Origin of the sequence: Bradyrhizobium sp. IC4060, assembly GCF_020193715.1 — a bacterium.
Classification (GTDB): domain Bacteria; phylum Pseudomonadota; class Alphaproteobacteria; order Rhizobiales; family Xanthobacteraceae; genus Bradyrhizobium; species Bradyrhizobium yuanmingense.
On record NZ_JADYVJ010000004.1, the window covers coordinates 1 to 13,169 of the forward strand.

The 13,169-nt window shown below is 65.4% G+C and carries 9 protein-coding genes and 1 pseudogene; 1 reads left to right on the top strand and 9 read right to left on the bottom strand.

Annotation, left to right across the window (positions count from 1 at the left end):
- Window positions 1-213: pseudogene (locus I6F16_RS16010) on the bottom strand (flagellar protein); the annotation flags it as partial.
- A gap of 320 nt (window positions 214-533) precedes the next feature.
- Between I6F16_RS16010 and flbT the strand changes: the two are divergent.
- Entirely contained in the window at window positions 534-974 is a 441-nt protein-coding gene (gene flbT, locus I6F16_RS16015; protein WP_036015664.1) for a flagellar biosynthesis repressor FlbT, read from the top strand.
- A gap of 73 nt (window positions 975-1,047) precedes the next feature.
- Here flbT and I6F16_RS16020 read toward each other — a convergent pair whose 3' ends face one another.
- From I6F16_RS16020 to msrB, 8 genes are all read right to left on the bottom strand, one after another.
- Window positions 1,048-2,544 carry an aspartate aminotransferase family protein gene (locus tag I6F16_RS16020; RefSeq protein WP_225114206.1) on the bottom strand — a complete coding sequence of 499 codons (1,497 nt, stop codon included), beginning with the start codon at window positions 2,542-2,544 and terminating at the stop codon, window positions 1,048-1,050.
- Complete coding sequence (locus I6F16_RS16025) at window positions 2,541-3,794, bottom strand: hypothetical protein (RefSeq protein ID WP_225114205.1); 1,254 nt, start codon at window positions 3,792-3,794, stop codon at window positions 2,541-2,543. The genes I6F16_RS16020 and I6F16_RS16025 overlap by 4 nt, the downstream gene beginning before the upstream one ends.
- 1 nt (window position 3,795) lies before the next feature.
- Entirely contained in the window at window positions 3,796-5,409 is a 1,614-nt protein-coding gene (locus tag I6F16_RS16030; protein WP_225114204.1) for a hypothetical protein, read from the bottom strand.
- A gap of 10 nt (window positions 5,410-5,419) precedes the next feature.
- Window positions 5,420-6,202, bottom strand: a complete 783-nt coding sequence (locus I6F16_RS16035; protein ID WP_225114203.1) for a hypothetical protein — start codon at window positions 6,200-6,202, stop codon at window positions 5,420-5,422.
- A gap of 73 nt (window positions 6,203-6,275) precedes the next feature.
- Window positions 6,276-8,159, bottom strand: coding sequence for a flagellar protein (locus I6F16_RS16040; RefSeq protein WP_225114202.1), 1,884 nt, complete (start codon window positions 8,157-8,159; stop codon window positions 6,276-6,278).
- A gap of 21 nt (window positions 8,160-8,180) precedes the next feature.
- Complete coding sequence (flgK, locus tag I6F16_RS16045; protein WP_225114201.1) at window positions 8,181-10,064, bottom strand: flagellar hook-associated protein FlgK; 1,884 nt, start codon at window positions 10,062-10,064, stop codon at window positions 8,181-8,183.
- A 34-nt stretch (window positions 10,065-10,098) separates the two neighbouring features.
- Window positions 10,099-12,351: a flagellar hook-basal body complex protein gene (locus I6F16_RS16050; RefSeq protein WP_225114200.1), complete on the bottom strand. Its 2,253-nt coding sequence runs from the start codon at window positions 12,349-12,351 to the stop codon at window positions 10,099-10,101.
- 292 nt (window positions 12,352-12,643) lie between these two features.
- Window positions 12,644-13,150 carry a peptide-methionine (R)-S-oxide reductase MsrB gene (gene msrB / locus I6F16_RS16055; RefSeq protein WP_225114199.1) on the bottom strand — a complete coding sequence of 169 codons (507 nt, stop codon included), beginning with the start codon at window positions 13,148-13,150 and terminating at the stop codon, window positions 12,644-12,646.
- Window positions 13,151-13,169: the final 19 nt, after the last annotated feature.

The following is a 13,169-nucleotide window of genomic DNA, read 5'->3' on the forward strand; positions in this document are numbered from 1 at the left end:
CACGCCGTTGGCGATGCCGTCGAGCAGGTTGTTGATGTCGCTGGCGCGGTTGTCGAGCGACTGGGCCGTGAAGAAGTTGGTGGGATTGTCCAGGGCCGAGTTGACGCTCTTGCCGGTCGACAGACGGTTCTGCGTGGTGGCGAGAAGATCAGCGGTGGACTGGAGGGAGAGCAGGTTCTGACGAACCGATGCGGAGAGGACGATGCCTGACATGACTCTGTTACCTTTCTGGTAAACGACGCTACTGTTACACGTCTGCTTGGATCGCGATGGACCCAGCGACGGCGGACCGTGCCGCCGAGACCTCTAACGAAACATGAAATGAAACCCGCGCTTTTGCCCGGTCACACGTGATTCGGCCTCGGAAGCGACGCGCCTAGCAGCACCACCGCGCCACTCCTGTCCTTGAAAGCATTGAGCTTTTTGGCGGGGATGGCTCAAATTTACAGCTCGTTAACTAGTTGCGAGCGAGAATCAGGTCTTGATAGGCCGCAACGAACGCTCGGTTACGAAAGCGTTGATGGAGAACAGGAATGGCCCTCAAGGTCGAGCTCAAACCGCACGAACGCATCATCGTCGGCAATTCCGTGATCACCAACACGGACCAGCGGGCCCGCCTCCTGATCGATGGCGAGAACGTGCCGATCCTGCGCGAGCGCGACATCCTCACGCCGGAGACCGCCGACACACCCGCCAAGCTCGTCTATCTGGCGGTCCAGCTCATGTACATCTCCCCGGATCCGCAGACCCAGCACGGCACCTATTTCAACCTGGTGCGGGACATCGTCACCGCGGTGCCGAGCTCCTGGCCGATCATCGAAGGCATCAACAACAACATCCTGAACGGCGACCTCTATCGGGCGCTGAAGGAAGCCCGCAAGCTGATCGCCTATGAAGAGAAGCTGCGCAACCAGTTCGAGGCCACTCATCCCAAGGCGGCAGCCGACAAGGACGACGTCAGCACCGCCGCCTGATACAGGCGTTCGCGCCAACGACAACGGCCCCGGATCGCCTCCGGGGCCGTTGTCGTTTCAGACGTTCGTCAAGTTATTGCGCTACGAGCGGTGGCGCGTCGACCTCGATCACTCCGCCGCTCCGCTGTCCACCGAACTGCAGCACGGCTGCGATCAGCGCATCGATGTCCGCCTCCTCGGTGCGGTGATTGACGATCGCGGCGCGGATCGCGAACTTTCCGTCCAGTGTCGTGCTCGATGGCGCAGCGATGCCGGACTCCTGGACGTCGGCGACGATCTCGCGATTGACCGCATCGCCGCTGCGATAGCGGAAGCAGACGATGTTGAGATTGACCGGTGCCAGCAATTCCAGCCGCGGTTCGGCCAGCACACGCGCCTCCAGATATTTGGCGAGCGCGCAGCTTCGTGCGATTGCCCGGCCCAGCCGGTCGGTGCCGAACGTCTTCAGCGTGAACCACGTCTTCAGCGCACGAAAGCCGCGCGACAGATCGGGGCCGAGATCGCAGGGCCAGACCGCGCCCGCCGCAAGTCCCCTCGCCTCGCGGCTCAGATAGGCCGCCGGCTGCGCGAAGGCCTGCCGATGCTGCTCGCCGTCGCGCACCAGCAGGAAGCCAGCGTCATACGGCACCTGCCCCCATTTGTGGAAGTCGAGTGCGATTGAATCCGCAAGCTCGATGCCGCCGAGCAGCGGCGCAAGCTCCGGCGACAGGATTGCGAGCGCACCGAAAGCGCCGTCGACGTGAAACCACATTCCTTCCTCGCGGCACAACGCAGCGATCGCCCTGAGGTCGTCGATCGCCCCGATATCGACCGTGCCGGCGGATGCGACCACTAGGAAAGGTTTGAAGCCGACCTCGCGATCGACGGCGATCTGTGCGCGCAAGGCGGCAACGTCGATGCGATGATCGGCATCGACTGCGATCTTGCGCAGCGCACCGGTGCCGAACCCGGCAATGTCGATCGCCCTCGAGATGCAGCCATGCGCTGCCTGCGACGTATAGGCCGTGAGCAGCGCACCGTCATTGCCGATGCCGTGCTGCCGCGCCAGCGTGCCGAGCGCGGTGGTGCGCGCCACCAGCACGGCCATCAGATTAGCCATCGACGTGCCCGTGACGAAGATGCCGCTCGCGCTCTCGGGAAAGAGGAACAGGCGGCGCATCCAGTCGACGATCTGGCGCTCCACCTCGATCGGCATGTGGTCGCGTCCGCCGAGATTGGCGTTGAGGCCGGCGGCGAGCATCTCCGCGAGCATGCCGACCGCGGTGCCGCCGCCATGCACCCAGCCCATGAAGCCGGGATGGACGTTGCCGGTCGCATAGGGCGCAACATGCTCGGAGAATTCGCGATAGACCTCGGCGAGGTCGCTCGCCTCGCGCGGCACGTCCGTCCTGAAGGCCGCGCGCACGTCATCGGGAATCGGCCGCCAGACGGGGCGCGCCCGAACGTTGGCGATGCCGTCGATCGTCTCGTCCAGCATGCGGTGGGCCAACGCGCGAAACTCGCTCCAGTCCTGCGGATCTAGCGGGGTATTCGCGACGGAGCTTTGCGTATTGCGGATGATCTCGTTCATGCTGCGCTCTCCGCGCCCGTCTTCGCATGCCGCAACAGCATCGCCGTGAACGCGGAAAAGATCTTGCGCATCTGCGGCGGCTTGTACGGAAACACGACCGGCGAATCCATGTTGTGCACGACGGCGGTGTTGTCGGCCTCGAACACAAGAAGCTCGCCGTTCGCGTTCTCGGCGCAATCGACGATGAAATAATCGAGGCCGACGCGCCGGCTCATCTCCTCGATCGCGTTTCTGTGGCGCTCGCCGAAAGCATGATCGAAGTCGCGCATGAAGACGGCTTCCTCGGCCCGCTTCTCTTCGCTGAAGGCCATGTAGGCGTTGAGATACCAGATGTCCCAACGGTCGGCGATCGCCATGTGGCACGCGTACGGTTTGCCGTCGACCATGGCGAGGCGATACTTGCGGTAGAGCCCATCGGGGCTCACATAATCGACGAAGCGTGCGACGAAGAAGTCCTGCTCTTTCCGTTCGGCGAGATAGGCCGCCAGAGCCGCCGCATCGTCGAGCTTCGCGAGCCCGACGCCGGCATGCGAACCGCGCGGCCGTGCGATCATCGGAAAGTGCAATTCGCCTGCGATTTCCTCGCATGCGATCCGCGCCTGCGCGAGGTCCGACAATTGCGCGCGCGTTGCATGGATGGTCGCGGGAATGTCGAGGCCGGGCACGTCCGTTAGCAGCCGATACAGCTTGTCGCGATCGAGATTGCCGATGCGATCGGGTCGATTAAGCAGCGGCCGCGGCCAGTGCGGCGCGGCCCCTTCGATCAGCGCGAGCGCCTCACGGCATTCCTCGGAATCGGACGCGACCACGATGGCCACGTCGTGCTCCGGCAAGGTCTCGGGCAAACCGACGCCCTTGATCACATAGAGCGTCAACAGCTCGACATCGGAGCCTTCGAGCAGGAAATCGATCGGCGTGTTGCCGCCCATGTCGATGTCGGCTGCAAGCGCGAGCAGGCGCAGGCCCGACTTCGGAGCTGCGCTGGGCGTTCGGAACAATTGATGGAAGGCCAGCACCTCGGACTGGATCGCAAGCCCCCGATCCTTGTCACCCAGCAGCTGGGTGATCAACGACAGGTCCAGCCCCTCGCCCGCCAGCGCGGTCCCCGCCGCGATGCGCGCGACGAGCTGATCGCGCAACGGATGCAGATCGACGCCTTCGAAGGCCCGGCGCGTCAGCTGCGCAAAGCCGATGCGGTCGGCATAGTTCGCCGCGGTCAGGCCGATCGGCGGGGAAACCGGATGCTGCATCTCACACCTCGAACGCGGACTTTACCGGCACGGCCGCTGCGCCACCGGCGAGCAGCAGCTCGATCTTCACCAGGACGTGGGCGATCTGGTCGAGAAGGTGCTGCACGTTGCGCTGCGCCTCCGCCCTGTCCGGCGACCAGGCCTCAGCCACGAGCCGCGCGCCGACGCAGAGGCGCAGCACGGCCTGCGGCGTCTCGTCCTGCCACTCCAGCCGCACCGGCTGGCCAATCAGGCAGCGCTGCGCGGCGACCTGACGGTCCTCCGTGCTGCCGTTGATCTCTTGGCTGACATCACGCGCCAACGCGCGATGAACAGAAGCGGTCTCGGCAACACAAACCGGCTTGCCGTCGCGCAGCAGCGTGAACGGAAAGATGGTCGGCTGCACGAATTCCTCGTCGTCGATGCCGGCCGCGTGGGTCGCGGCCGAAACAGCGCGCAACGACGGCGACAATGCGATCATGCTGTCGATGCCGGCAGCGAGTTCGGCGAGCATCCCGGCGCGGAAGGCCCCGGGCACGCCATAGTAGCTGCCGATCTCGGTCAGCGCCGCCTCCCAGCGCAGCCATTGACCGAAATTCGGACGGCGCTCAAAGCGCGAACGCAGCACCGTCCAGGCCATCGGCCAATCGCAGCGTCCGGCGTAATCAAGGATTCCAGATGCGATCCCCTCGACGCGATCGAGCGACCGCGACAGGCCTTTCGGCACCAGCAGTGCACCGCTGAAGGCAGGTCCGCCGAAGAATTTGGAGCCGGTGATCAGCACCATATAGCCGCGGTCGAGATAGGAGCGCAGCCGCCGGCGACCGAGCCGGGCCTGGCAGGCGTCGACGACGATCTGGACCTTGCGCGGCCAGCGCCGCGCGATCTCGTCGAGGCAGGCCGCGCTCGGCGCACGCCATCCGAGCTTCGAGGAATCCATGATCTGGAGCAGCACGGGCGCGCCTTGTGCGATCGTGGCCTCGACCGCATGCAGCACCGCTTCATCGGCATCCGTGCGCATCGCGATCCCGGCCCCCGGCGCGCGCAACGGCAGCGAGATGCCGGCGCCGGCGAGCCCCGCGACCGCGCCGTCCTTGCGAACCGCAAAGCCGCTCGCCGTTAGGGTGCTGAAATGATGTCCACGCGCGGTATGGGCCGTGCCGCTGCCGGTCTGGTCGGCGCCGACCACGATCGTCACCGGCCGCGCGCCGAGCATCGTGCGCGCCAGGAACAGAGCGTGGAGCTGGGAGTCCGTGCCGGACGGCGAGAACACCACGTCGACGCGCGGCGAGAGCTGGAGATGACCGCGCAGCTCGTGGCGCATGTCCTCGCAGCGTGCATCGAAAGCGAGCTCGACCTCGTCGAGCAGGCATTTGTGCATCAGCTCTTCACGCGCCAGCGCGGCGCGGTCATAGGCCGCCTGCGAGATCGTCGACGCGGTCGAGGAGGCGAAATTCCACACCTCCGGCTCCGGCGAAGCCGGGCAGCCATAGGCGTTGGCGCGGCCGGTGGGATCGAGCGCCAGGCGCGGATCTCCGCCGGAAACGAGCGGCGTGAAGAGGTCGCGCAGGCGATAACGCGAGCCGCCGTCGGCGGCGCGTTGCATCTCGGGCCGAGGGGATGGGCCGCCGCTCATCCCGAAAGGCTCACGCCGCGGCATCGGCCGCCGCAGGCGCAGCTGCGAATTGCGAGGCGATGTCGCCATGGAACACCGACGGCCCGACGTGGTCGAGCGGGCTCTGGATGTCGGCCCAGATCTCGCCGCCGATATCGGTCCAGCGCTTGCAGAAGGCGAAGTCCTCGGACAGATAGGTGCCGGTCGCCGGATCGATCATGCATTCGAACAGCGCGAACCGGTTCCGGCTCGCCGCCAGCGCATCATGGGAATGCTCGCGGAAGAACTGGAGGTTCGCGTAGTCGGGGTGGCGGCACATCGCCTCCAGCACGTGACGCCGGATCATCAGGAAGCCGGTGCCGGCATAGCGCACGCGGGTGAATCCGTTGACCACCACGATGCGGTCGGGATCCTCGATCTCGAGCACGTAGTCGAGCGAGGCGGCCGGCACGTCGCCCCGACCCGACTGGATCGCCCGCGCGGCCTTGTCCCAGTTGACCCGCTTGATCGGATAGCAGCCGGCGACGACGTCCGCGCCGCATTCGATCAGGCGGAACACCTGCTCCGGCTTGAAGCCGATATCGGCATCGATGAACAGGAAATGCGTCGCCTTGGGATCGTCCAGGAACATCGCGGCCAGGTTGGCCCGCGCACGGGTGATCAGCGCGTCGCCGTCGCGCAAGAGAACCTTGAGCTCGAGATTGGACATGCCGTGCACGGCCCGCTGCAACGCGAAGATCGAGCTCGCATAGATGCTCGACACCTGCCCGCCGAAGCAAGGCGTCGCCACCACCAGCTGCATCTTGTCCGACATCGACCGCTCCGCCCCCGCTTGCAATCCTCACCAAGAGGTAAACAGGCATGGTTAACGGCGTCTTAACGCTTCATTACAGGAACTTGACGAGCGAGAGCTGCGCCAGGTTCGAGGTCACCTGGTAGGACGCCTGCAGGGCGTTCTGCAGCGCCAGGATCTCGCTCGCGACCTGGTCGGGCGAAGCCGATTCCGCCTGGTCAATGATGGTCTGGAGCTGCGCCTTGGCCTGGGTCTGGCGCGTGCTCGCGTCCTTCATCGTGTTCTGGGCCATCGCGATGTCGGTCTGGATGTCCTCGATGCGCTGCTGTCCGGGCTGCTGGGTCAGCGCCTGGGTCACCCGCAGGCTGAGCGCCGAGACCTGCCCGCCCGAATATTGCCCGGTCGGCGAGGTCGAGAAGGTGCCGAACACCGCGATCGCCTGCAATTGCCGGCGGATCGCATCCTCATTCGCCTGGGCGCCGTACTGCACCGTCACGGCATCGTCGACCCGCGCCATCGCGGTCGAGCGCGCCGAGCCGGGCCCGTCATTGCCCAAATACCATTTCACCGTATTGGCCGAGCCGTTCACCAGCGTGGTCGCCGAGCTCGCAGGCGAGGAGCCGACGCGCAGCGGCGGCTGCGTGGCGGTCACCGGCGTCGAGCTGAACCCGAGCGCGCTCAGCGCGCCGGTGTTCGACGTCGTGATGTTGAGGCTCGCCGCATCGTCGGTGTTGATCGTGATCGAGCCGCCATGGACCGTCGAAGGCTTCGAGGTCCCGGTGATCGCGTCGACCTTGCTCAGCAGGGTCTGGATGCTGTCGGTGACATTGAGCTGGTTGCCGGTCGCGCCCGAGGCCACGAAGGTCAGCGTGGTCCCGTTGACGGTGATGGTATCGCCTGCGACGAAGCCCGGCGAGATCGAGTCCGAGGGGCTCGCGCCCGATAGCGCCGTCGCGCCGGTGACCGGGGCCGCCGGCGCCGCCTGGTTGTTGACGGGGGTGCCGATCGCAGAGCTCGCGGTGTTGAAGAAGTTGTCGCCCGCAACGATCGCCGATGCCGCCACCAGCGAGGTGTTGGCGAGCTTCTGAATCGCGGTGTTCAGCGCCGTGTTGAGATTCGCAGCAGTATTGTTCGGGTTGACGGGCGTGCTCGCATCGATCGCGAAGCTGCCGAGCGGCGTCGGCGTTGCCGAGGACGCCGTCAGGTCGATCTGCTCGGTCGTGCCGTCCGGCAGGGTGAACTGAATGCTGAGCTTGTCGCCGTTGTTCGGATTGACGCCGTTGAGATCGACCGAGAACGACACCGGCGAGCCGCTCGGGCCGGTGACGGTCGCGCCTGTCAGCGTCGAGGACACCGCCTTGATCTTGAGGCCGAACGGCGATCCGGCGACGTCCTCCGACACCTGCACGGAGCTTGCCGTCGGCTGCGTCTGCACCAGGCGGCCCATGCCGCTGGTCCCTAGGTCCGCGGCCTGGCGCTCGGCCATGACGGTCTTGAAGCCGGCCTGTGTCGTGGTGCCGTTAATGATGTCGCCGGCATCGGCGACCGACTGGGTATTGACTGCCGTTCCGGAGAACAGATAGCGGCTGCCGGTCTGCGTGTTGAGGACACCGACCATCGAGCCGAACTGGGCGGCGGCGGTGTTCTGGGCAATCGTCTGGCCGTTGACGTTGAGGTCCTGCGCGGTAGAGGCCGAGCCGGTCTGCACCGTGCTGCGGATCTTGGTCAGCGATTGCAGCGCGGTGTTGGCGAGGTTGATGCTGACGTTGACGTTGGTGATCGTGTCGGTATAGCCGGCGATGTTGGAGAGCTGCGCGCGCCCGGCGATCGCAAAGCCCTCGTTCGTCCCCATGCCGGCATAGTTCTGCGACAGCTTGCCGGTCGAGAGCTGCGTCGAGAGGTCGGTGAGCTGCTGATTGATGTTGCGGATCTGCGCGCCGAGGATCGACGAAGAATAGTTGATGCTGCTGATCGCCATCTTTCGGAGCCCTGTTACTGTTTACAATTGAGCCTGGATCAACGTGTTCATCATGGTCTGCACCACCGACATGACATGGGCGTTGGCGGCATAGGCATTCTGAAGCTGGATCAGGTTCGACATCTCCGAATCCAGGTTGACCTTGGAGGTCGAGTCGAACTTGGCCTGGAGCGTCGAGACCACGACGCTCTGGCCTTGCTGGAGCTGGGTCGCCTGGGTCGCGGCGTTGGCCTGCACGCTCAGGAACTGCTGGAGGAAGTTCGAGACGCTGCCGGTGAAAGGCTGGCTCGCCGAGCCGAGGCCGCTCTGCGGCGAATAGGAAAACACTGCACTGGTGAGCTGCGAGTAGAGATAGTCCGAACGCGTGGTGTCGCCTGCGGGCGTCACCGGCGAGGTATTGTAGACCGACATCCGGGTCGGATCGGTCACGAGCTGCGTGTTCACGGCGATGCGCCCGGCAAGACCGGTCATCTGCGAGCCCGACGCCGTGATTGCGCCGGTGTAGAGCGCCTGCCCGCCGTCGGTGAACAGCGGCAGCTGCGGATTGCCCGAGGTCAGCGACGAGATCGTCTTGGTGGTCGAGGCCGAACCGACCTTGGCAAGCCCGGTGTTGTCGTCGGTCACCCGCAGCGTCGTGGCGGTCGCCGGCGACGGGGCGGCGGAGAACGACAGATGCGTGCCCGACAGCGCGGTGTTCAGCGCAGAGGCGATCGCGCCCATGCCGCCGGCGAAGTCGACGCCGATCCGCATCGGGTTGGCGTTGGTCGCGTTCTGGAGCGGCAGCGCGGCGGGGTCGGTCACGTTGACGAGCGTGATCTGGCGCTGCGTGTTGGTCGCCGTGTCCGTATAGGTGATGTTGACCGTGTTGCCCGGCAGCGCACCGGCAAGCTCGATATCGAAGCCGGCCGGCGGGCCGGTGACCGTGCTGCCCGTCGTGGTCTTATCGGACAGCGCGCTCGCCATCGTGGCGGCGAGCTGGTCGATCTGGTTCTGCGCTTGCACCAAAATGTCGTCGCGCAGCTTCAGGTCGGCCGCGATCTGGCCGGACGACACCACGTTGTTGGCGACGACGTCGACTTGCGAGCCGTTCGGCAGCTTGATGTTGAACGCGCCGACGCCGGACTTGGCAGGGTCGATGTTGTAGAGCGACGTTGCCGACAGCGCGCCGGCGGAGGCAAAGGAGAATTCCGAGGCGAGCCCGGCGCCGACCAGCTGGATGCCGGTCGTGGTGTAGATGTTGGCCTGGTTCGAATTGTCGGTGGTGACGCGGACGTCGACATATTTCGACAGCGTGTTGATGGCTTGGTCGCGCTGGTCCATCAGCGTTGCGGCCGAGGGATCGTTGGCCGATAGGCCCTGGAGCCTGGTGTTGATGTCGGCGATCTGCTTCATGGCCGCATTGGCGGCCTGCGCCGAATTGCTGAGATCCTGCTCGACGTTGGAGCGCAGCGACTGGATCCCCTTGGTGGTGACGTTGAGCTGCGTCGCGAGCGCCTGGGCCGCCCCGAGCGCCACGGTCTGCGCCGACGACGCACCCGAGCTGGTCGACAGCGCCTGCAGCGCCGTGGTGAACTTGTTCAGCGCGCTTTCGAGCGTGCCGGAATTGCCGGGCGTGCCGTAGACATTCTGAAGCTGCTTCAGGATGTTGGCCATCTGGTCGGCGTAGCCGCCGCCGCCGGTCTCGGTCCGTAGCTGGTTCTGCACATAGGTGTCGAGCAGGCGGCTGACGCCGGTCGTCATCGCCGTCGCGCCGAACTCGCCGGTGGTGACCTCGATCTGGTTCGGCGTCTGGACGACGTAACCCGGCGTCTGCGCATTGGCGACGTTCGAGGAGACGATCGAGAGCGCGGCCTGGTTGGCACGCAGACCGCTCATCGCGCTGGCGAGGGCTGAACTCAAACCCATATCACTGGCCCGCCTTTGTTACGTCACGCGCCGATCAGCGCAACACGTTGAGGAGATCCTGCACCATCGAGTTTGCCGTCGTGATCACCTTGGTGTTGGCCGAATAGGCCTGCTGGGTCACGATCAGCTTGGTGAATTCGTCGGCGATGTCGGTGTTGGATCCCTCCAGCGACGAGCCGCTGATGGTGCCCGAAGCGCCGTCGATGGCGTCACCCGATTGTTCGGTCGCGGCATAGGCGCCGCCGTCCATCGCCTTCAGATAATTGGTGCCGTTGAAATGCGACAGCTGCACCTGCGCGAGGTTGAGGTTCTGGCCGTTGGAGAAGGTGCCGACCACCACGCCGTTGTTGTTGACGGCGACCGATCGGAGCTGACCGGCGGCGTAGCCGTTCTGGGTGATGGTGTTGATCGTCACCGCGCCGCTGGTGCTGGCATATTGCGTCAGCCCTCCGGAGGAGATGTTGAAGGCGACGGAGCCGAGCGACTGGCCGCTGACGGTGACATTGTTGATGGTGATGCCCGAGCCGCTCGGCGAGGTCAGCGAGCCGTCGGCGGCAAAGGTGAAGGTCTGGCCGGTATTGACCCATCCGACCGTCGTGCCGGTCGCGTTCGGGTCGGTCTGGTAGAACAGGTTCCAGCTGTCGGAATGACCCGCGCCCAGCGAGGCACTGTCGGTCTTGGCCCAGCGCAATTGCAGGTTCACCGGCGTACCGGCGGCGTTGTAGGCGGTCACCGCGCCGCCGCTGATCGATTCCTTGGTGAAGGTGGCGATGTCGTTGCCGATCACGCCGCCGGTGCCGGCCGTGCCGCCACCCTCGCGATTCCTAGTGATGGTCGAGGTGAAGCCGAGCGCGGAGAAGGCCGCGCTGTTTGAGCTCGAGACCGTCAGGTTGGAGACGGTGCCGGTGTTCAGCGTGATCACGCCGCCGCTGCTGACCGACGATCCCGAGGCGCCGGAGAGCGCGTCGATCTTGCCGAGCAGGGTCGTGATGTTGTCGGTGACGTTGATCTGGTTCGCACCCGAGGCGCCCGAGGCCATGAAGGTCAGCGTCTGGCCGTTGACGGTGATGGTGTCGCCGGGGGAAAAGCCCGACGTGAGCACCTGGGCACCGCCGGCGGTGGCCGAGCCGCTCAGCACCGTCGCGCCGGAGATTGCAGGCGAGGACAGCACGTTGCCGCCACGCGTCACGCTGCTGATGCCGAGCGCGGTGGCGGCCGTGCCGCTGCCGATCGCGACGTCGGTGCCGGTGCCGGTCGCGATCTGGATATTGCCGCTGACCGAGAGCGAAGCGGTGACGCCGGCGCCGCCGGCCGTCTGGATCGCGTTCAGGATGTCGGCCACAGTCGCCGTCGTACCCGCACCGAGACCGATCGTGGTGTTGTTGCCGACGGTCGAGACCGTGGTGCCGCCGTTGAAGGTGATGGTGTTGCCGTTGATTGTCAGCGTCTGGCCGCTCAGCGCGGTGAGGATGCTGGAGGCCAGATGCGTGCCGGCGGTATTGTCGAGCGACGTGGTCGTCGAAGCCACCGCCGAGGAATTGTTCTGGAGCGCAACCGTGCCGGTGGCCGTCGTTGACGAATAAGCCGAGCGGATGTTGCCGGTTGCGGCCGCGCCCGAGACGGTCGCGTTGGCATAGGGCGCCGGCGGCGTGCCGACCGGCAGCGGGTTGGCGGCGAAATCGGACGGGTTGAGACCGCCGGCGGCGAGCAAGGTGCCGGTCGAGGCCGTGGTTTTCGCCACCGTGTTCGGCTGGGTCGGCAGGTTCGCCGCGTACTGGATTGAGGTCGTCGCCTGCGCCGGAATGAAGTTGTTCTGGAATTGCAGGACGTTTGCCACGCTGCCGGTCGGGTTGCCGGTCTTCGGGTCGACGGTGACGCCCATCAAATAATAGCCGGCGCCGTTGACCAGGTTGCCGTTGGCATTGAGCTGGAAGTCGCCGCGCCGCGTATAGTAGGTCACCCCGGTGAAGACAGGCACGTTGTCAACGACGCCGCTCGCCTTCTGGATCGAGAAGAAGCCGTCGCCGGTGATCGCCATGTTGGTGGCGACGCTGGAGGACGAGATCGTGCCCTGCGTCGTGATGGTAGCCTTGGCGTTGGCCTGCACGCCGCCTGCCACCTGCTTGCTCGGGACCGAGGAGTCCGGAATGAGGTCGACGAAGCTGGTGCCGATGCCCTTGTAACCGGTGGTGGATGAGTTCGCGATGTTGCCGGAAATGTTCTGCAGCGCGAAGGACTGCGCCTGCAGGCCACCCACCGAGGTGTTCATTGCATCGAAGATACCCATAACTTTGTCTCCAAATCCGATCTCGGCGGCCGGTCGACCATGGCCGCAATCGGAAAGAGACGTCGCAAGGCCTATGCCAATACGGATATCTTCAGGAAATCAATGACTTAATGAAAAAGCCCCGGTCTGACGACCGGGGCACATTTGCCGGGACCGGCAACAATTGCCGGGGCATCCTGTCGTTAGAGGGCGGTGCGAAGCATCGAATCCAAGTGCGCAATTGCGCACCTGAGAACCTCGAGATTCCCGGTTCGGCCCTGCGGACCGCCCCGGAATGACAGGGAGAAAGATCCTACGACGCCGCCGCGGGGTGGAAGACCAAGCCGAAACCGTCGATGCAATAGCGCAATCCGGTTGGCTTCGGGCCGTCGTCGAAGACATGGCCGAGATGGCCGCCGCAGCGCCGGCAATGCACCTCGGTGCGGACCATGCCGTAGCTGCGGTCCTCGGTCTTGCCGACATTGCCTTCGATCGGCGCATAGAAGCTCGGCCAGCCCGTGCCGCTCTCGAACTTGGTCTCCGACGTAAACAGCGGCAGGTCGCAGCCGGCGCAGGCGAAGATGCCCTTGCGCTTCTCCTTCAAGAGCGGGCTGGAGCCGGGCCGCTCGGTGCCGTGATTGCGCAGGATCTCATATTGCTGCGGCGTGAGCTGAGCCCGCCATTCGGCTTCCGTCTTCGTGATCTCGAACTTTTGCGCGGCCTTCTCGCCGGCCTCGGCAGGTGTTCCTCTCAGCCAGCGCAAGGCCGAAAGGCCGAACAGGCCGGCGACAGTCGTGAGCAGGATGCGGCGGTCAAGCATGTCATTCTCCGTGCGCGGG